The organism is Phaeacidiphilus oryzae TH49, from assembly GCF_000744815.1.
In the GTDB taxonomy this organism is placed as follows: domain Bacteria; phylum Actinomycetota; class Actinomycetes; order Streptomycetales; family Streptomycetaceae; genus Phaeacidiphilus; species Phaeacidiphilus oryzae.
Map to the genome: position 1 here is coordinate 199,972 of NZ_JQMQ01000004.1, position 18,594 is coordinate 218,565.

16 protein-coding genes are annotated in these 18,594 nt (G+C 74.8%); 11 read left to right on the forward strand and 5 right to left on the reverse strand.

Going from position 1 to position 18,594, the window contains the following annotated elements; translation table 11 throughout:
* Window positions 1–80: 80 nt before the first annotated feature.
* A complete protein-coding gene (locus BS73_RS01100) occupies window positions 81–833 on the forward strand; it encodes an FAD:protein FMN transferase (protein ID WP_152617469.1) in 753 nt (250 codons plus the stop codon).
* Window positions 834–922: 89 nt separating this feature from the next.
* Here BS73_RS01100 and BS73_RS01105 read toward each other — a convergent pair whose 3' ends face one another.
* Window positions 923–2,287 (reverse strand): NAD(P)/FAD-dependent oxidoreductase, encoded by a 1,365-nt coding sequence (locus tag BS73_RS01105; protein WP_037568577.1) that lies wholly within the window; start codon window positions 2,285–2,287, stop codon window positions 923–925.
* A gap of 339 nt (window positions 2,288–2,626) precedes the next feature.
* Here BS73_RS01105 and BS73_RS01110 point away from each other — a divergent pair, with 339 nt between their 5' ends.
* The 6 genes from BS73_RS01110 to BS73_RS01135 all read left to right on the forward strand — a co-directional run bounded on the left by BS73_RS01110 (window position 2,627) and on the right by BS73_RS01135 (window position 8,936).
* Window positions 2,627–3,385, forward strand: a complete 759-nt coding sequence (locus BS73_RS01110; RefSeq protein WP_084703674.1) for a HipA family kinase — start codon at window positions 2,627–2,629, stop codon at window positions 3,383–3,385.
* A complete protein-coding gene (locus tag BS73_RS01115) occupies window positions 3,382–3,792 on the forward strand; it encodes a DUF3037 domain-containing protein (RefSeq protein WP_037568579.1) in 411 nt (136 codons plus the stop codon). The genes BS73_RS01110 and BS73_RS01115 overlap by 4 nt, the downstream gene beginning before the upstream one ends.
* 304 nt (window positions 3,793–4,096) lie before the next feature.
* Window positions 4,097–5,608 (forward strand): MFS transporter, encoded by a 1,512-nt coding sequence (locus tag BS73_RS01120; protein WP_037568581.1) that lies wholly within the window; start codon window positions 4,097–4,099, stop codon window positions 5,606–5,608.
* Between the two features lie 196 nt (window positions 5,609–5,804).
* Window positions 5,805–6,566 carry a TetR/AcrR family transcriptional regulator gene (locus tag BS73_RS01125; RefSeq protein ID WP_037568583.1) on the forward strand — a complete coding sequence of 254 codons (762 nt, stop codon included), beginning with the start codon at window positions 5,805–5,807 and terminating at the stop codon, window positions 6,564–6,566.
* A 51-nt stretch (window positions 6,567–6,617) separates the two neighbouring features.
* Window positions 6,618–8,048: an adenylosuccinate lyase gene (gene purB / locus BS73_RS01130; RefSeq protein WP_037569390.1), complete on the forward strand. Its 1,431-nt coding sequence runs from the start codon at window positions 6,618–6,620 to the stop codon at window positions 8,046–8,048.
* A gap of 57 nt (window positions 8,049–8,105) precedes the next feature.
* Entirely contained in the window at window positions 8,106–8,936 is an 831-nt protein-coding gene (locus tag BS73_RS01135) for an SAM-dependent methyltransferase (RefSeq protein ID WP_322987232.1), read from the forward strand.
* A 12-nt stretch (window positions 8,937–8,948) separates the two neighbouring features.
* Here the strand turns inward: BS73_RS01135 and BS73_RS01140 are convergent, their stop codons facing one another.
* From BS73_RS01140 to BS73_RS34315, 3 genes are all read right to left on the reverse strand, one after another.
* A complete protein-coding gene (locus BS73_RS01140; protein WP_037568585.1) occupies window positions 8,949–9,971 on the reverse strand; it encodes a sugar phosphate isomerase/epimerase family protein in 1,023 nt (340 codons plus the stop codon).
* A gap of 8 nt (window positions 9,972–9,979) precedes the next feature.
* Window positions 9,980–11,137, reverse strand: a complete 1,158-nt coding sequence (locus BS73_RS01145) for a Gfo/Idh/MocA family protein (protein WP_084703675.1) — start codon at window positions 11,135–11,137, stop codon at window positions 9,980–9,982.
* A 245-nt stretch (window positions 11,138–11,382) separates the two neighbouring features.
* Complete coding sequence (locus tag BS73_RS34315; protein WP_152617470.1) at window positions 11,383–12,015, reverse strand: Rv1733c family protein; 633 nt, start codon at window positions 12,013–12,015, stop codon at window positions 11,383–11,385.
* A gap of 191 nt (window positions 12,016–12,206) precedes the next feature.
* Here BS73_RS34315 and BS73_RS01155 point away from each other — a divergent pair, with 191 nt between their 5' ends.
* From BS73_RS01155 to BS73_RS38045, 3 genes are all read left to right on the forward strand, one after another.
* The gene (locus BS73_RS01155) at window positions 12,207–14,453 is read left to right on the forward strand and encodes an ArnT family glycosyltransferase (protein ID WP_051938996.1); all 2,247 of its coding nucleotides are present in this window, start codon (window positions 12,207–12,209) and stop codon (window positions 14,451–14,453) included.
* Window positions 14,454–14,572: 119 nt separating this feature from the next.
* On the forward strand, window positions 14,573–16,900 hold the full coding sequence (locus BS73_RS01160; protein WP_084703760.1) for an ArnT family glycosyltransferase: 2,328 nt from the start codon (window positions 14,573–14,575) through the stop codon (window positions 16,898–16,900).
* Window positions 16,901–16,954: 54 nt separating this feature from the next.
* Complete coding sequence (locus BS73_RS38045) at window positions 16,955–17,722, forward strand: hypothetical protein (protein WP_161789614.1); 768 nt, start codon at window positions 16,955–16,957, stop codon at window positions 17,720–17,722.
* Between the two features lie 34 nt (window positions 17,723–17,756).
* Here the strand turns inward: BS73_RS38045 and BS73_RS01170 are convergent, their stop codons facing one another.
* Entirely contained in the window at window positions 17,757–18,107 is a 351-nt protein-coding gene (locus BS73_RS01170) for a tetratricopeptide repeat protein (protein ID WP_037568587.1), read from the reverse strand.
* Window positions 18,108–18,251: 144 nt separating this feature from the next.
* Between BS73_RS01170 and BS73_RS01175 the strand changes: the two genes are divergently transcribed.
* The gene (locus tag BS73_RS01175) at window positions 18,252–18,548 is read left to right on the forward strand and encodes a GNAT family N-acetyltransferase (protein ID WP_037568589.1); all 297 of its coding nucleotides are present in this window, start codon (window positions 18,252–18,254) and stop codon (window positions 18,546–18,548) included.
* The last annotated feature ends 46 nt before the right edge of the window (window positions 18,549–18,594 follow it).

Consider the following 18,594-nt stretch of genomic DNA (forward strand, 5'->3'; position numbering starts at 1 on the left):
GACCGGGCCGGGCACGGAACCACCGCAATCCTCTGAGCGGGTCGGCCGGAAGACACAGGAATCCCGGCGACAATGGCCGGATGCGCGTGGTCGAGCAGGTCATGGGGACGGTGGTGTCCATCGAGGCGCCGCACGCCGCGGCGGCGGACACGGCCCGTGCGGTGGAGTGGCTGCACCGGGTGGACGAGGTGTTCTCCACCTACCGCCCGGAGAGTGAGATCTCCCGGCTCGGCCGCGGCGAGCTGACGCCGGATCAGTGCGTGCCGGAGGTCCGCGAGGTGCTCGCGCTGTGCGAGCTGGCCGAGCGGGAGGGCGCCGGCTGGTTCAGCGCCCGGGCCGGCGGCGGCCTCGACCCGTCCGGGGCGGTCAAGGGCTGGGCGGTGCAGCGGGCGGCGGAGCTGATCGGCGGTGACTGCCTGGTCAACGGCGGCGGCGACGTCCAGGCCTACGGACGCCCGGAGCCCGGGCGCGGCTGGAGCGTGGCGGTCGCCCATCCACTGCACCCCGGCGGCATCGCCACCGTGGTCACCGGGGACGGTGCGGCGCCGCTCGCCGTGGCCACCTCGGGCAGCGCCGAGCGCGGCGGCCACGTCATCGATCCGCACACCGGGCGCCCGGCCCGCGCGCTGGCCTCGCTCACGGTGGTGGGCGCCGAGCTCACCGAGGTGGACATCGCGGCGACCACGGCGTACGCGATGGCCGCGGGCGACCAGGCGCGGGCCCGCGCCTGGATCGAGGAGAGGCCCGGCCTGGAGGGGTTCGCGATGCTCCCCTCCGGCCGGGCCTGGTGGACCTCCGGATTCCCGAAACACGGGCTGGTGCCGGGCGGCTGATAGGCCGCCCCGGACGCGCGCCGCCCGCCCGGCGCGCGCCGCCCGCCCGGCGGACGCGGCCCGCCCGGTGGACGCGGCCCGCCCGGCTGCTAGCTCTTCGGGGTGGCGACCAGATGCCCGGTGTACTGCTTGACCTGGTCCGCCGACAGATACCGGTCGGTGTACTCGAAGTCCCGCAGGCTGGCGGGCCGGCGGTACTGGAAGCCGATCCGCACGAAGTCGTCGCCCGCGGTGGCGTTCAGCATCCAGTTCGCGGCGGTGCGGAAGCGCGCGGTCAGCGTCCGCATCGCCATCAGGTGGTAGCCGCGGGCGACCAGCTGGGCCGGGAAGCCGGTCAGCTCCACGCCCATCGGCTTGGACACCGCGTCCGCGCCGCCCAGGTCCACCACCAGGCCCAGGTCCTTGTGCCGGTACGGGGTCAGCGGCTGGCCGCGCAGCGCCGCGACCACGTTGCGGGCCACCGCCTTGCCCTGGCGCATCGAGTGCTGGGCGGTGGGCGGGCAGATCGCGCCGTCGCCCTTGGCCAGGTCGGGGACCGCGGCGGCGTCGCCGAGCCCGAAGACGCCGTCCATCCGGGGCACGGACATGTCGGCGTCGACGACCAGCCGGCCCTTGACCGTCTCCGCGTCCATGGTGCCGATCAGCGGGCTGGCGGCGACGCCGGCGGTCCAGATCAGCGTCCGGCAGGGGAGGACCCGGCCGTCGGTGAACTTCACGCTGTCCTCGCCGACCTCGGCCACCGACACCCCGAGCGAGATCTCGATGCCGCGCTTCTGCAGCAGCTCCATGGCGTCCTTGCCGAGCTTGTCGCCCAGCTCCGGCATCAGCTTCGGCGCGATGTCGATCAGGTGCCAGTGGATGTCGTCGGGGTTGAGGTTCGGGTAGCGCTTGCAGGCGGCCTTGGTGACCAGCTGCAGCGAGGCCGCCGTCTCGGTGCCCGCGTAGCCGCCGCCGACCACCACGAAGCGCAGCCGCGCCTCGCGCTCCACCGGGTCCTGGCTCTCCGAGGCCAGGTCGAGCTGGGCGATCACATGGTCCCGGATGTACGCGGCCTCGGCGAGGGTCTTGACGCCTCGCGCGTAGTCCGGCAGGCCGGGGATGTCGAAGGTCCGGGTCACGCTGCCGGGGGCGAGCACCAGGTAGTCGTAGCGTTCCACGCTCAACTCATCGGTGATCTTGCGGACCACCACGGCCTTGGCCTTGGTGTCCACGCCCACGGCTCCGCCGGGGATGATCAGCGCCCGGCCGAGGGCCCGACGCAGCGAGATGGCCACCGACTGCGGGGTCACCACGCCGGCCGCCACCTGTGGCAGCAGCGGGAGGTAGAGCTGGTAGCTGAACGGGGTGATCAGAACGATCTCTGCCTCGGCTGGGGTGAGCTGCTGCTCCAGCCGGCGCACGCATTCGACGCCGGCGAAGCCGCCGCCGACGACGAGGATCCGGGGTCGTCCCATGAATGGCCATCCCTCAGAGCTTGCTGTTCGGTTCTGGCAGTTCGCTGTCGAGCGGTCGGCTGTCGGGCGCTCTGCTGTCGGCCGGCAACCGGGCGCGTGAGGGCGCCCGGCGACCTTGTCCGCCACCCTGGCATGGGCCCGGGAGGCCCGCCACCGCTGAGATCCGTCCGCCTACCCGCTCCTACGCGGCTGAAGCCCTGCGGTCGGGAAGTGCCGGGTGAGGCGGAGGGGAACCGGGTGGGGCGGACGAGAGCGGCGGAGGACGGCCGGGCGGGCGGCGGAGGACGGCCGGACGGGCGGCGGAGCGGTGCGGATCATGGCGCCGGTAGGCTGTGCCGCATGCTGCGAGAGGTGACGGCCGTCCGGTATGTGACGCCGTTTCGGGAAGGCGGGTCGCTGCCCGGCCTGATGGAGGCCTGCGACCTCGGGACGTACGTCGCCAAGTTCACCGGTGCCGGGCAGGGACGGAAGGCGCTGGTCGCGGAGATCGTCTCCGGCGAGCTGGGCCGGCGTCTCGGCCTGCGGGTGCCGGAGCTGGTGCTGCTCGACGTGGACCCGGTGCTGGGTCTGGCCGAGCCGGACCAGGAGGTGCAGGAGCTGGTCAAGGCGTCCGGCGGGGTCAACCTCGGCATGGACTTCCTGCCGCGCTCGCTCGGCTTCGACCCGCTGGCCTTCGAGGTGGACGCGGAGCTGGCCGGGCGGGTCCTCTGGTTCGACGCGCTGATCGGCAACGTGGACCGGTCCTGGCGGAACCCCAACATGCTGATGTGGCACGGCGACCTGTGGCTGATCGACCACGGCGCCTCGCTGATCTGGCACCACAACTGGCCGCGGGCGGCCGCGTCGGCGCGCAAGGGGTACGACGCGTCGGACCACGCGCTGCTCTCCTTCCGGCCGGACCTGGCGGCGGCGGACGCGGTGCTGGCCCCGCTGGTCACCGAGGAGCTGCTGAACGAGGTGCTGGCGCTGGTGCCGGACGCCTGGCTGGCGGACGAGCCGGGCTTCGAGAGCCCCGAGGACGTGCGCGCCGCGTACGTCGGACAACTGGCCGAGCGGATGCGCGGTCCGCGGGACTGGCTGCCGGAGGTGCCGCGATGAGCGCGACGAGCGGCTGCGAGGAGAACGTGGAGCGGCGGGTCTTCGAGTACGCGGTGCTGCGGGCGGTGCCGCGGGCCGAGCGCGAGGAGCAGATCAACGTGGGCGTGCTGGTGTACTGCCACACCGCGTCCTGGGTGCGGGCGCTGACCCATCTGGACGCGGACCGGCTGCGGGCGCTGGACCCGCAGGCCGACGCGGACGGGGTGCGGCGGGCGCTGCGGGCGATCGAGGGGATCTGCGCGGGGGGCGCGGCGGCGGGGCAGGCGGCGAAGGAGTCCGCCGGGCAGCGGTTCCGCTGGTTGACCGCGCCACGGAGCACGGTGGTGCGGGCCGGGCCCGTGCATTCCGGCCTGACGTCCGATCACGAGGCCGAGGCAGAGCGCTTGTTCGCACTGCTGGTGCGCTGAGACAGCGACGCTTCTCGCCGCCACCCGCCCACCCACCCTTCCCGTCCTGCGGACGACGGCGACTGCGGGACCGTAGCGGGCTGGGCGCGCAGTTCCCCGCGCCCCTCAGGTGGCCCTTCGGGCCTGGGGAGGGTGGGGCCGGCCTGCCGTGGGCCGCTGCGGCGTCGGTGGGTGGCTGGCCGCGCAGTTCCCCGCGCCCCCAGATCACCCTTGGTCCGGGGCGAAAAAACCGTGTGCGGGGGGACGGACAGCTCCTCTACGGTGTACAGGTAGCGATTACTTGTACGGCGTAGAGGAGTCATGGATGAGTAGCCGGGCCGGGTCGCGATGGTGGGTGCTGGGCGTGCTCTGCCTGGCGCAGCTCACCGTCGTGTTGGACAACACGGTGCTGAACGTCGCGATCCCGACCCTCACCGAGCGGCTGGGGGCGACCACCGCCGACGTGCAGTGGATCGTCGGGGCGTACTCGCTCGCGCAGGCGGGGCTGCTGGTCACAGCCGGTGGGCTGGCAGACAGGTATGGACGGCGGAAGGTGCTGCTGATCGGTCTCGCGCTGTTCGGCATCGGCTCGGCCGGCGCCGCGCTGGCCGGCGGCCCGGCCGAGCTGATCGCCGCGCGTGCCGGGATGGGCGTCGGCGGCAGCATGATCCTCGCCACCGCCATGGCGGTGCTGGTGCGCACCTTCACCGGGCCCGACCAGGCCAAGGCGATCGGCGCGCTGAGCGGCGTGATGATGCTCGGCTTCGCCCTCGGGCCGCTGATCGGCGGCGCGCTGCTGGACTCCTTCTGGTGGGGGTCGGTCTTCGTGGTCAACATCCCCGTCTCGCTGCTCGCGCTGGTGGCGGTGGCCTGGCTGGTGCCGGAGTCCAGTGACCCCCGTGGCGACCGGCCGGACCTCCTCGGCGCGGTGCTCTGCACCGTCGGCATGGTCGGGGTGGTCTACGGGATCACCTCGGGGCCCGGATACGGCTGGGGGAGCGGGCGGACGCTGCTGCCCGGGATCGTCGGTCTCCTCGTGCTGACCGCGTTCGTGCTGTGGGAGCGGCGGATCGAGCACCCGCTGCTGGACATGGGCTTCTTCCGCAACCCAGCCTTCCGCGGGTCGGTCTCCGGCGGGGTGCTGGTCGCCTTCGGAATGGGCGGTTCGTTGTTCCTTCTCACGCAGTACCTGCAGTTCGTGCTGCGGTACGACCCGCTGGAGGCGGGGATCAGGACCCTGCCGATGGCGCTCACCGTGGTGGCGATCAACCTCACCGGGCTCGGCGCCAAGGCCGGCCAGAGGACCGGCACGCCGGCCGCCATCGCGATCGGGATGGCGGCGATGGCCGCGGGACTGGCGGCGATCGCCCTCTCCGGGCACGCCCATTCGTACCCCGGCACGGCCGGCGGGCTGGTGCTGATGGGCGTCGGCGTGGGGCTGGCGCAGCCGGCCATGGCCGGGGCGCTGATGGGCTCGATCCCGCCGGAGAAGGCGGGCGTCGGATCGGGGCTCTTCGGGACGCTGAGCGAGCTAGGCAACTCGCTGGGGGTGGCGGTGCTGGGCGCGGTGCTGACCGCGCGCTTCGCGGTCGTCCTGCACGGGCCGCTGGCGGGGCACTCCGGCTCGCTGGCGGAGGCGCTCGGCGTGGCGCACGGCGACCCGGCGCTGACCGGCCAGGCCCGGCGGGCCTTCGCCGACGGACTGACGATCAGCCAGCTGATCGGCGCGGCGGCGGTGCTGCTCGGCGGCCTGGTCGCGGCCCGGCTGCTGAGCCGGGCGCTGCCGCCGGCCCCGGCAGGAGGCGCGCCCGCAGAGCGGGAGGCCGTGGCCGGCTGAGAACGCGCGCCCCCGCCCCTTCCGCGCGCTCGCCCTTTCCGCGCGCCCGCCTCGTCCGCGCGCCCGCCCTTTCCGCCCACTCGCCCCGTCCGCGCGCCCGCCCCTTCCGCCCGCCGTCGCCGGTGGGGCGGGCCGCAGCTCCCGCCCGATACGGCACTAGCATCTGACGGGGGCGAGCATCGCTGGGAGGCGTGGCGTGGCGGAGTCGGCTCGGCGGCTGAGCGTGTGGCTGGCGGAGGAGGGCGAGCGCCCTCGCCGGCGCGGCAGGGCGCCCGGCGGGCTGACCAGGGAGCGGATCGTCCGCACCGCGATGAAGCTGCTAGACCGCGAGGGACTGGACGCCTTCTCGATGCGCAAGCTCGCCGCCGAGCTGGGCGTCACCCCGATGTCCGTCTACTGGTACGTGGACAACCGGGGCGAGCTGCTGGAGCTGGCGCTGGACGAGGTGCACGGCGAGCTCCGGCTGCCGGACCCCGCGGTGGGCAGCTGGCAGGAGCAACTCCGCGCTCTGGCACGGGAGATGAGGCGGGTGCTGAGTCTCCACCCATGGGCCGTCCTCCTCCGCGGGGCCTACCTCGGCCTGGGTCCCCACACCCGGACGATGTCCCAGCGGGCGATCGAGGTGATGCTGCTCAGCCGGCTGGCGCCGGACCGGATCCCCTCGGCGCTCTCGCTGGTGGTGCACTTCGTCCACGGCACGGTGGGGGTGGACGCGCGCTGGCGGCAGCGGGCCGCCGAGTCCGGCATAGACCAGCAGGAGTTCTACGCGCTGGCGATCCGCACCGCCGAACGGGTGGACCCCGGACTGATCGCGGTGGCCCGGGAGTTGGAGCCGGACCTGGACGCGGTCGGCATCGAGGCCGCCGGTGACCGGGACTTCGAGCACGCCCTGGACTGCGCGGTACTCGGAATCGAGGCGATGATCGCCGCCGGCCCGCCGGAGGCGCAACGCGCGTAGCGTCTGAGCTGCGGAAATGTCGGGGCCGACGGGCTGTTAGGCTTGCCGAACGTGAGCGCTAAGCCCGTCATCCCCGATGTCCTGGCCGCCCGGTACGCCTCCGGAGCCCTGGCCCACCTCTGGTCCCCCGAGCACAAGGTGGTGCTGGAGCGCCGCCTCTGGCTGGCCGTGCTCAAGGCCCAGGCCGACCTCGGCATCGACGTGCCGGAAGGCGCGGTCGAGGCCTACGAGGGTGTGCTGGACCAGGTCGACCTGGCCTCCATCGCCGCCCGCGAGCGGGTCACCCGGCACGACGTGAAGGCCCGGATCGAGGAGTTCAGCGAACTCGCCGGGCACGAGCAGATCCACAAGGGGATGACCTCCCGCGATCTCACCGAGAACGTCGAGCAGCTGCAGATCCGGCAGTCCCTGGAGCACGCCCGGGACCGCACGGTGGCGGTCCTGGTCCGGCTCGGCCGGCTGGCCGCGCAGTACTCGGACCAGGTGATGGCCGGCCGCTCGCACAACGTCGCCGCGCAGGCGACCACGCTGGGGAAGCGCTTCGCGACGGCCGCCGACGAGATGCTGGTCGCCTATCACCGCCTGGAGGAGCTCCTCGCCCGCTATCCGCTGCGCGGGATCAAGGGCCCGGTCGGCACCGCCCAGGACATGCTGGACCTCCTCGGCGGGGACCAGGGGAAGCTGGCCGAGCTGGAGCGCCGGGTCTCCGCCCACCTCGGCTTCGAGGAGACGCTGACCAGCGTCGGCCAGGTCTATCCGCGCTCGCTGGACTTCGAGGTGCTGTCGGCGCTGGTGCAGCTGGCCGCGGGGCCCTCCTCGCTGGCCAAGACGATCCGGCTGATGGCCGGTCAGGAGCTGGTGACCGAGGGCTTCAAGCCCGGCCAGGTCGGCTCCTCGGCGATGCCGCACAAGATGAACACCCGCTCGGCCGAGCGGATCAACGGCCTGACCGTGATCCTCCGCGGCTACCTGTCGATGACCGGCGAGCTGGCCGGCGACCAGTGGAACGAGGGCGACGTCTCCTGCTCGGTGGTCCGCCGGGTGGCCCTGCCGGACGCCTTCTTCGCCTTCGACGGACTGATCGAGACCCTGCTGACGGTGCTCGACGAGTTCGGTGCCTTCCCCGCGGTGATCGAGACCGAGCTCGACCGCTACCTGCCGTTCCTGGCCACCACCAAGGTGCTGATGGCCTCGGTGCGGGCGGGCGTCGGCCGGGAGACCGCCCACGAGGTCATCAAGGAGCACGCGGTGGCCTCCGCGCTGGCCATGCGCGAGGGCGCCAAGACCAACGAGCTGCTGGACCGGCTGGCCGCCGACGAGCGGATCCCCCTCGGCCGGGCCGAGCTGGACGCCCTGCTGGCCGACCGGCTCTCCTTCACCGGCGCCGCCGGAGCGCAGGTCGCCGAGGTGGTGCGGCGGATCGAGGAGATCGCCGGGCAGCACCCGGAGGCCGCCAAGTACACGCCGGGCGCCATCCTCTGACGGCCGGAACAGCCGGGGGCGGAGCGAGGTCCTCCGCGGGCGTGGGATGATCGGCCCGTGGAGGACAGCGACGCGCGTGACGAAGTGATGACGAGCCGGCTGCGCACCGACGTGGCGCACTCGGCCCGGATCTACGACTACCTGCTCGGCGGCAAGGACAACTTCCCCGCGGACCGTGCGGCCGCCGCCGACATCCACCGGGTGTGGCCCAGCCTGCCGGTGTCGATGCGGGCCAACCGGCGGTTCCTGGCCCGGGTGGTGCGCTGGCTGGCCGCCGAGCGCGGCGTGCGGCAGTTCCTGGACGTCGGCACCGGACTGCCCACCGAGCCCAACCTCCACCAGGTCGTCCAGCGCGTCCACCCGGACGCCCGGGTGCTGTACGTGGACAACGACCCGATGGTGCTGGTGCACGCGCGGGCGCTGCTCACCGGGACCCGCGAGGGCGTCACCCGCTATCTGGACGCGGACCTCCGCGAGCCGCGGGCGATCCTGGAATCCGCGGCCCTCGCCGAGACCCTGGACCGCTCGCGGCCGGTCGCGGTCAGCCTCTTCGCCATCCTCCAGTTCGTCACCGACGAGTCGGTGGCGGCCGGGATCATCGGCACGCTGATGGACGCCATGCCGTCCGGGAGCTTCCTCGCGCTGTCCACGGTGACCGCGGACAGCAACCCGGAGGAGGTCGCGAACGGCCTCGCCGTCTACGCCGAGCGGGGCATCCCCGAGCTGGCCCGCGACCGGGCCGCGGTGGAACGCCTCTTCACCTGCGCCGGGCTCGAACTCGTCGAGCCCGGCGTGCAGTTGGTCCACCGCTGGCGTCCGGCCGACGGCTCGGACGAGCTGCCGGACGCCCAGGTGCAGATGTACGGCGGGGTGGCGGTCAAGCCCTGAGCCGCGTCCGCCTCACTCGGCCTTCTCCGGCGCGCCGCTGGAGAAGGCCGCGTCGAAGGCGGCCTCGGAGGGCTCGATCCGCACCAGTTCCCGGACCCGGGCCAGCGCGTCCGGCGCGCCGATCAGGCGGTCCATGCCGGCGTCCTCCCACTCGACCGAGATCGGGCCCTGGTAGCCGATCGAGTTGAGGACCCGGACGCAGCCCTCGAAGTCGATGTCGCCGTGGCCGAGCGAGACGAAGTCCCAGCCGCGCCGCGGATCGGCCCAGGGCAGGTGGGAACCCAGCCGGCCGTTGCGGCCGTTGAGGTTCTTCTTGGCGTCCTTGAAGTCGACGTGGGCGATCCGGTCCCGGAAGTCCCAGGCGAAGCCGAGGTAGTCGAGGTCCTGCCAGACGAAGTGGCTGGGGTCGAAGTTGAGGGCGAAGGCCGGGCGGTGGTCCACCGCCTCCAGCGCGCGGACCGTGGTCCAGTAGTCGTAGGCGATCTCGGACGGGTGGACCTCGTGGGCGAAGCGGACGCCCTCGGCGTCGAAGACGTCCAGGATCGGGTTCCAGCGCTCGGCGAAGTCCGCGTAGCCGGCCTCGATCATGGCCGCAGGGGCCGGCGGGAACATCGCCACGGTGTGCCAGATCGAGGAGCCGGTGAAGCCGGTGACCACGGTGGCCTCCAGGGCGGCGGCCACCCGGGCGGTGTCCTTGAGCTCCTCGGCGGCCCGTCGGCGGACGCCCTCGGCCTCCCCGTCGCCCCAGATCCTGGGGGAGAGGATGGCCCGGTGCCGCTGGTCGATCGGGTGGTCGCAGACCGCCTGGCCGGTCAGGTGGTTGGAGATGGCGAAGACCTGGAGGCCGTGCTCGGCCAGCAGGCGGCGCTTGGCCGGCAGGTAGTCGGGCTCGGAGAGCGCCCGGGCGACGTCCAGATGGTCGCCGGAGCAGGCGATCTCCAGGCCGTCGTAGCCCCACTCGGCGGCCAGCCGGACCACCTCGGCGAACGGCAGGTCGGCCCACTGGCCGGTGAACAGGGTGACGGGGCGGGGCATCGTCGGCTTCAACTCCTGTGCGAGGGCTGCTGGTTGACGGGACTGGCGGCGCCGGTCGGGACGGCCGTCGGCCGGGAGCCGGCCTCGGCGCTGGACTGGATCGCCGCGAGGACGCGCTGCACCTGGAGCCCGTCCTCGAAGCTCGGGCTGGGTGCGCGCCCCTTCGCCAGATCGGTGACCAGGTCGCGGATCTGGTGGCTGAAGGTGTGCTCGTAGCCGAGGCCGTGGCCCGGCGGCCACCAGCCCTCCAGGTACGGGTGGTCGGGCTCGGTGGCCAGGATGCGGCGGAAGCCCGCCTCGGCGGCCGGCAGCGTGGCGTCGTGGAAGCTCAGCTCGTTGAGCGACTCCAGATCGAAGGCGACCGCGCCCAGTTCGCCGCTGATCTCGACCCGCAGGGCGTTCTTGCGGCCGGTGGCGCAGCGGCTGGCCTCGTAGACGCCGAGGGCCCCGCCGGCGAACCGGGCGGTGGCCGCCACCGCGTCGTCCACGGTGACCTCCCGCTCCTCGCCGTCGGCGGTGCGGCGCACCGGGGTGAAGGTCTCGGTGCGGGCGGAGACCTCGGTGATGGCGTCGCCGATCAGATACTGGGTCAGATCGACCAGGTGGGCGCCGAGATCGCCGAGGGCGCCTGAGCCCGCCCGCTCCCGGTCCATCCGCCAGGTGTACGGAGCGGCCGGATCGGCCAGCCAGTCCTGCAGGTACGCGGCCCGGACATGCCGGATCGCGCCGAGGCGGCCCTCCGCGATCAGCCGGCGGGCCAGGGCCAGGGCGGGCACCCGGCGGTAGTTGAAGCCGACCATGGCGTGGACGCCGCGCTCCCGGGCCCGGCGGGCCGCGGCGGCCATCGCCTCGGCCTCCTCCACGGTGTTGGCCAGCGGCTTCTCGCACAGCACGTGCTTGCCGGCGTCCAGGGCGGCGATGGCGATCTCGGCATGGGAGTCGCCTGGGGTGCAGATGTCCACCAACTGCACGTCGGGGCGGTGGAGTACGCTCCGCCAGTCGTCCGTGGAGTCCTCCCAGCCGAGCCGCTCTGCGGCCGCGGCGGCGGCGTCCGCGCGGCGCCCGGCGAGGACGCTCAGCCGCGGCGACAGCGGCAGGTCGAAGGCGCGCGGCGCGGTGCGCCAGGCCTGCGAGTGGGCGGCGCCCATGAAGGCGTGCCCGATCATGGCTATGCCGAGGGATGGCACAGGACGGTTCTCCTCAGAGGTCTGCGGTCACGGCCGCCGCTCGGACGGCGTCGGCGATCAGTCAAGAAGGCGCACCGGCCCGCGTCAAGGCCCGGCCCGGGAGCTGGCGGCGACCGGCCAGGGAGTCGTGGTGCGACGGTTTCGCAGCGTGGGGCGAACCGGGCCGGAGCGCGGGCGGCGGCCCGGCCCCGGGAGCCCGCGGCGCCGCGGCCGGCCCGCGCTCCCTAGGGCCCGTCGGGGGCGGTGCCGTACCTGCGGCGGCCGGACCAGACCGGCTCGGTGCGGGCCCAGTCCGCCGTCCAGGCCCTCAGCGCCCTGCGGTCCAGCAGGCGGCTCGCGGCGGAGGAGAGGAGGGTCAGCGCGGCGGCCCCGCCGAGGAGGGTGCCGACGCCGGCCAGCGCCGCGGAGCCGGTGACCTCGCCCTGGGTCCGCGGGGGCTCGGCCGTCCGGCCCACGTCGTCCACCCAGATCGCGGTGCGCTCGCCCGCGCTGGCGGAGACGGGGACCGGGATGGTGCCGGTGTGCCGGACCGAGCCGGGGTAGTACCAGACCGCCGGGGCCGGCGCGGAGTCCGAACCGCCGTCGATGTCCGGGGCGATGTAGGCCGGGGCGGCCGGCGCGGCCAGCGTGACGGCCTCGATCCGGTGGCGGTGCGGACGGTCCCGCGCGGCGGTCGCCAGCCCCGAGTGGAGCGCGACCAGGCCGATGAGCCAGCCGGCGGCCGCCGCCGCGAGGAGCAGTGGCACCAGCGCGAGCAGCAGGGCCGCCCGCAACCGGTCGACAGGGCGGCAGAGTGGACTTCGCTCGACCCCGGCGGCGCGGCGCAGTGTCGACCGCAGGGGTGGGACGAGGGACATCGAGCACCTCCGGACGGCTGTCTCAGAGGTCAACTCCCGCCACCGCGCCGGGGTTCCCGGGGTGCGACCGGCCGGTGACGGTCAGTGGAGTTAAGAGAAGGGCAGGGGGTTGGTCAATAAGCCATGTGAGCCGGGTTCTTTGTCAGGATATGCCGTAATCACCCCTCATCGGATGGCCGAGACTTGCTGCCATGCCCAGCAGCCCGCCGACCGCCGCACCAGGCCCCGCCGCGCGCCTCGGCGGCCGGGCGCGGGCGGGGTCGCGGCAGCGCACCGGCATCCGCCGGGGCATCCGGTTCGGCGACGGGCTCGGCGACCGCCTCGGCGACCGGGGCCGGCGGCTGCTCGGCGAGCCCCGCTGGGCGCGGCCCGCGCTCCTCGGCATCGCCGTGCTGGCGGCCGTCCTCTACGCCTGGGGCCTCGGGCGGAGCCAGTACGAGCCGTTCTACGCGGGCGCCGTACGGAGCATGACGGAGAGCTGGAAGGCGTTCTTCTTCGGTTCCTCCGACCCCGGCAACACCATCACCCTGGACAAGCTCCCCGGCTTCCTGTGGCCGCAGGCGCTCTCCGCCCGCGTCTTCGGCTTCCACCCCTGGTCGGTGATGCTCCCTCAGATCGCCGAGGGCGTCCTCAGCGTCCTGGTGCTCTACCGGGCGGTGCGGCGCTGGACCGGTCCTGCGGCCGGGCTGATCGCGGCGGCCGCGTTCGCCTTCACCCCCGCCGTGGTGGGGCTCTTCCGCGGCGCCACCGAGGAGCCGGTCTTCACCCTGCTCCTGCTGCTCGCCGCGGAGGCCGCGCTGCGGGGCACCCGGGAGGGGCGGCTGCGGCCGCTCGCCGCCGCCGGGCTGTGGGTCGGCCTCGCCTTCCAGGCGAAGATGCTGGAGGCCTGGGCGGTGCTGCCGGTGCTGGCCGCGGTCCACCTGGCGGCCGCTCCGGGACGGTTCGGCCAGCGGCTGCGCCAGGTGCTGGCGGCCGGGGCGGTGGCCGTCCTGGTCTCGGCGTCCTGGATGCTGGCGGTGGCCGCCGTACCGCAGCAGGACCGGCCCTATCTGGACGGGACCACGGACGACTCCCCGGTCAGCCTGGTGGTGCAGAACGACTTCCTCAACCGCTTCACCGCGGGCGGGGCCGGGAGCACGGCCCTCGGGCACGGCCTGGTCGACTCTCCGCCGGTCCCGGGCTCGTTCCCGGCCTCGGGCTGGTTCCCGTCCTCGTCCTCGTCCTGGGCGTCCGCCCGGGCGGACGAAGGCGGGCTGGGGAAGCTCTTCGGCTCCCCGCTCTCCGCCCAGGCCGGCTGGCTGTACCCGTTCGCCGGGCTGGCCGCGGTCGGCGGGCTGGCCGCCCGGCGGCGGCGCCCGCGCACCGATCCGGAGCGGGCCGGATGGCTGCTGTGGACGGGCTGGCTGGGGGTGTTCGCGGCGGCCTTCAGCCTCGGCGCGGTCGGCGGGCACAGCTACTACCTCGGGGTGCTCGCCGCGGCCCCGGCTGCGCTCACCGGCGCCGGGGCGATGCTCTTCTGGCGGGCCCTCGGCGGCAGCGGGGCCGGATCCCGACCCGCTGCGGCCACCGGTCGGACCCGGGCCTGGAGCTGGGCCGCGCTGCCGGTCGCCCTCGGCTCGACCGTGGTCTGGGACCTGGTGGTGGCCCGCCGCTTCCCCGGCTTCCTGCCCTGGATCGGCCCGGCGGCGCTGCTGCTGGGAGCGGTCGCGCTCGGACTGCTGGTGCTGGGCCGGGGGACGCTCCGCCGGTCCGGCGGACGGCCCGGGCGGGGCCGCCGGGTGGCGGTCACCGGGCTGGCCGCCGCGCTGGCCGCGGTGCTGCTGGCGCCCACCGCCTGGGCGTCCAGCGTGCTGCTGCCGCGGTACGAGCACCGCAGCGGCGTCGGCGGGGTGGGCCCGTTCGCGGCGAACGCGCCGGCGGCCGCACGGACGGCGGCCGCCGGCGGCTCCGGCCGCACGGACGGCGGGGCCGGCGCCGCATCCCCGGCCGGCTCGCCCTCGGGCGCCGCGGCCCGCTCCGCCACCGGCGACAGCGCCCACCGGCAGACCGGGCAGCGGGAGCTGACGGCGGCTCAGCACCGCCTCCTCGACTACACCAGGCAGCACGCGGACGGCGCCCGGTACGACTTCGCCACCGCCAGCTGGGCCGGCGCCGAGCCGTACATCCTGGCCGCCGGGGCGCCGGTGCTGCCGATGGGCGGCGTCACCGGCCAGGCGCCGGCCCCGCGGCTGGCGGACTTCGAGGACCTGGTCGGGGACGAGGAACTGCGCTACGTCCTCCTCGGCCCCGACGATCCCGCCCCCGGGGCCGCCGACAACACCGGCCGGATCATCTCCTGGGTGCGGATCGCCTGCCTCGCCGTCCCGCCGCAGGAGTACGGCGACGGCGGCTCCGCCTGGGACGGCGAGCAGCTGTACGACTGCATCCCGCACAGCTGACCGGTCGGCCGGGCCGCGGATGAGGAGAGCGTAAGGAAGCGGCCTGTTCGGTTGGGAATCAGCTGAAGAGCGGCGGTTTCCGGGGTTTCGCCGGAAGCGGCGCCCCGATGATGTTCGCCATGGCAACCTCCGTCATCGACGCGGGCCCCGGCCCAGGTTCCCGACCCGCGCACCCCCCGTACTCCGGCGCGGCGCGGCTGCGCGACCGGCTGCCCGCGGGCCTGCGGCGCGCCCCCTGGCGCTCCCCGGCCGGGCAGCCCGGCTACGCGCGCCCGGCGCTGCTCGGCATCGCCGCGCTGGCCGCGGTCCTCTACGCCTGGCGGATCGGCGGCAGCACCTACCACGCGTTCTACGCGGACGCGGCCCGCAGCATGTCCGAGAGCTGGAAGGCCTTCTTCTTCGGCTCCTTCGACCCGGGCAGCACCATCACCATCGACAAGCTGCCGGGCTTCCTGTGGCCGCAGGCGCTGTCGGCCCGGCTGTTCGGCTTCCACCCCTGGTCGGTGACGCTGCCTCAGGTGATCGAGGGCGTGCTGAGCGTCCTGGCGCTGTACCGGCTGGTGCGGCGGTGGGCCGGTGCGCCGGCCGGGCTGCTGGCGGCGGGGGCCTTCGCGGTGACGCCGGCGGTGGTCGGACTCTTCCGGGGACAGAGCGAGGACGCCCTCTTCACCCTGTGCATGCTGCTGGCGGCGGACGCGGCGCTGCGCTCCACAGCGGACGGCGGGCGGCTGCGGCCCCTCCTCGCGGCCGCGGTGTGGGTCGGCGTCGGCTTCCAGGCCAAGATGCTGGAGGCCTGGGCGATCCTGCCCGCGCTGGCGCTGGTCCACCTGGTGGCGGCGCCCGGGCCGGTGCGCCGCCGGCTCGGGCGGACGCTGGTGGCCGGGCTGGTGGCGGTGGCCGTGTCGGCCTCCTGGATGCTGGCGGTCACCGCGGTGCCGGCCGCCGATCGGCCGTGGATCGACGGCACCAAGGACAACTCCCCGTTCAGCATGGTCGTCGGCTACAACTTCCTGACCCGCTTCTCCTCGCTCGGCGTCAGCGCCTCCGCCACCGGCAGCGTCCCGACCGGCGGGTTCGGGGGCGGCACCGCCGGTGCCGGGGCGCGGCCTGCGGCGGGCACTCAGGCGCCGGTGCACGGAACGGTGCAGGGGACGGCGCCGCATACCGCCGCCGCGGCTCCGGCCGGTGGCGCCGTCCGCGCGGCCCGTGGCGGCGGCCAGAACGGCTGGGGGAAGATGTTCGGCGCCCCCCTCGCCTCGCAGACCGGCTGGTGGTACCCGTTCGCCGGGCTGGCCGCGGTCTGCGGCCTGGTCTGGCTGCGGCGCCGGCCGCGTACGGACCGGGTCCGGGCCGGCCACCTCCTGTTCAGCACCTGGCTGGCGGTCTTCTTCCTGGTCTTCAGCGCCGGAAGCGTGGGCGGCCACATCTACTACATGGGCGTCGTCGCCGCCCCGCTGGCCGGCCTCACCGGCGCCGGGGCGGTGCTCTTCTGGCGCGCCTTCAGGGCCGGGCGGCGCGGCGCCTGGGCGCTGCCGGCCGGCGTCGCCGGGACGGCGGTCTGGAGCGAGGTGCTGGCCGCCGACTACCCGGGCTACCTGCCGTGGCTGCGGCCGCTGCTGGCCGTCGCGACGCTCGCGGCCGTGGCGGCGCTGCTGCTGGCGCTGCTCAGGCGCCGACGCGGGCTCGGCCAGCGGGAGGTCGGCCCGATCGGCCGCGCGGCGCTGCGCCCGGCGGCGGTCGGTGCGGTCGCCGGCGCGCTGGCGCTGATCTCCCCGTCCCTGGCCTGGGCCGGATCGGTCGTCGAGGGCGGAGCGGCCTCGGCCCGCGGCGCGATGATGGGCTCGGTCGGACCGACCGCCCAGGGCGGCGGCTACGGCCGCGGCGGCGGGCTCGGCGGCGGGTTCCGCGGCGGGTTCCGCGGCGGCTTCGGCGGGGCGGCCGGCCATGCCGGCGGCGGTTTCGTCCGCCAGGACGGGCCGGCCGGCCGCTTCCGCCCGGGAGCCGGCGCCGGCGGTCCCGGCGCCGCCTTCGCGGGCGCCTTCGGCGGTGGGCAGCGGCTGACCGCCGACCAGCGCGCGATCCTCGCCTACACCGTGGCGCACCGCGGCCGGTCCGCCCGGTACGACTTCGCGACCACCAGCTGGACCGCGGCCTCCCCGTACATCCTGGCGGCGGGGGCGCCGGTGATGCCGATGGGCGGGTTCACCGGCCTCGCGCCCGCCCCGACGCTCGGCCGCTTCCACGAGGAGGTGGGCACCGGCCGGCTGCGCTTCGTCCTCCTGGACGGCGTACCGGGCCGGGCGTCCGCGCAGACCGCCGCGATCGTCCGGTGGGTCCGCGCCGCCTGCCAGTCCGTACCGCCCGCTCGTTACGGGCGGTCGTCGGGAGCGGCGGCGGATTCGTATGAGTTGTATGACTGCCAGCCGGGGGAGTCCGCCCGTTCCTGAACGGATCCCGGCCCAGGGCACCGGATCGGCGCTGGCAGCGGTAGCGTCGGGGGCATGGCGGACGTGAAGGACGTACCAGGATTGCTGCGTAGGGGGCAGGGCAAGCTGCTCCGGGTCGCGGTCGAGGTCCGCAACGCGGGGGGCGCGGGCGATCGTCACCGCGCGCCCGGCGCGACCGGCCTGCGCGCCCTGGTGGTGGCGGATGTCCTGCGCCGGGTGGCGGAGGAGCACCGGGGGCAGGCGATGATCAGCCTCTCCGCTCCCGGCCTGAGCCCGGACCAGCTCGCGGCTCTCGGGCTGGCGGCCCGGGCCCTCTCGGTGCCGCCGTGGGAGGAGGCCAACGGCCGTACCGACGGGCGGGCCGCGGACATCCGGATCGGCCCCTCGCCCGACGTGCGGGCGGCCGGCGGGTCGGACTCCGCGGACGCCCCGGCCGAGCTGCCGGTCGGCCCGGTGGAGGGCAGCGCCGAGCTGCCGACCGGGGCGGACCCCCTGGTGCTCCGCTATGTGCTGCTGGACGCCGAGCCCGAGCAGCCGGTGGAGCTCACCCCCGAGCGGCTCGCCGACGCCTCGGGCACGCTGGAGCGCTGGCGCCGGAAGGTCGCCCGCTGGGCGGAGAGTCCTTCCCAGCCGGTGCCCGTGGCACTCACCGCCGAGGTCCGCGCGGCTCTCGCGGAGCGGCTCGGCACGCCCGCCGTCCTCGCCGTGCTGCGCCGGATCGAGGAGGACGCCGAGCTTCCGGACGGCGCGCGGTTCGAGGCCTTCGCCCAGTTCGACCGCGCGCTCGCCCTCGACCTCACCCGTTCGATCGGCCTGCTGTGACGCCCCGCACGGGGCGTCACAGCGGCCGTACCCCCTACTCGGGGGCGTGCTCCGGGGCCAGCTCGGGGTCGAGCACCGCGGCCAGCCGCAGATGCCGGGCGGCCTCCTCGCCCCGGCTCTGCCGCTGCAGCGTCCGGCCCAGCATCAGGTGGGCGTAGGCCTCGACCGGCTCGCGCTCCACGATCTCGCGGAGCTGCTCCTCGGCCCGCCGCAACTGGGCGGAGTGGAAGTAGGAGCGGGCCAGCAGCATCCGTACCGACAGCTGCTCGGGGACCTGCTCGAGCAGTTCGGCCAGCACCCGTGCGGCGCCGGCGTAGTCCTTGGCGTCGAAGTACATCTGAGCCCTGGACCACATCAGGGTCTGCGGCTCGGCGGACATCGTCATGCCCGGTTCTCCTCTCGGGGCTGCCTTGCGGTGCAGGTGGTTGAACCTTCAATACACAGGGTTTGTTCCACCGGCGTGTCCGGATAGCGGACCACGCCCCAGGGCCGCAGGATGCCAGGGGGAACCGCTTGCAAGGAGTACGCAGTGAAGGTCACCGTCGAGGACGTCGCCCAGGCCGGCCGCTACGAGGCGCACGTCGCCGGAACCGGTCAGCTGGCCGGCTTCGCCCGCTACGAGCGCGGCGAAGGGCAGATCACCTTCGTCCACACCGAGGTCTTCCCGGCCTTCGAGGGCCACGGGGTCGGGTCCGCACTGGCCCGGACCTCTCTGGAGGAGGCCCGGATGGAAGGGCTCCAGGTACTGCCCCTCTGCTCCTTCTACCGGGGCTATCTCGAACGCCACCCGGAGTACGCGGAGCTCGCGGAGGGCGATCCGGCGTGAGCGGGAGCGCGAGCGGGCGTCGGCGCCGCCGGCCCGCGGGCGGACG

Bases quoted from the DNA above. Each gene is read 5' to 3' on its own strand.
- BS73_RS01110 (WP_084703674.1), top strand. From the start codon at position 2,627: ATGCTGCGAGAGGTGACGGCCGTCCGGTATGTGACGCCGTTTCGGGAA.
- BS73_RS38045 (WP_161789614.1), top strand. From the start codon at position 16,955: ATGGCGGACGTGAAGGACGTACCAGGATTGCTGCGTAGGGGGCAGGGC.
- BS73_RS01100 (WP_152617469.1), top strand. From the start codon at position 81: ATGCGCGTGGTCGAGCAGGTCATGGGGACGGTGGTGTCCATCGAGGCG.
- BS73_RS01105 (WP_037568577.1), bottom strand. From the start codon at position 2,287: ATGGGACGACCCCGGATCCTCGTCGTCGGCGGCGGCTTCGCCGGCGTC.
- BS73_RS01160 (WP_084703760.1), top strand. From the start codon at position 14,573: ATGGCAACCTCCGTCATCGACGCGGGCCCCGGCCCAGGTTCCCGACCC.
- BS73_RS01155 (WP_051938996.1), top strand. From the start codon at position 12,207: ATGCCCAGCAGCCCGCCGACCGCCGCACCAGGCCCCGCCGCGCGCCTC.
- BS73_RS01170 (WP_037568587.1), bottom strand. From the start codon at position 18,107: ATGACGATGTCCGCCGAGCCGCAGACCCTGATGTGGTCCAGGGCTCAG.
- BS73_RS01140 (WP_037568585.1), bottom strand. From the start codon at position 9,971: ATGCCCCGCCCCGTCACCCTGTTCACCGGCCAGTGGGCCGACCTGCCG.
- BS73_RS01120 (WP_037568581.1), top strand. From the start codon at position 4,097: ATGAGTAGCCGGGCCGGGTCGCGATGGTGGGTGCTGGGCGTGCTCTGC.
- BS73_RS01145 (WP_084703675.1), bottom strand. From the start codon at position 11,137: ATGATCGGGCACGCCTTCATGGGCGCCGCCCACTCGCAGGCCTGGCGC.
- BS73_RS34315 (WP_152617470.1), bottom strand. From the start codon at position 12,015: ATGTCCCTCGTCCCACCCCTGCGGTCGACACTGCGCCGCGCCGCCGGG.
- BS73_RS01115 (WP_037568579.1), top strand. From the start codon at position 3,382: ATGAGCGCGACGAGCGGCTGCGAGGAGAACGTGGAGCGGCGGGTCTTC.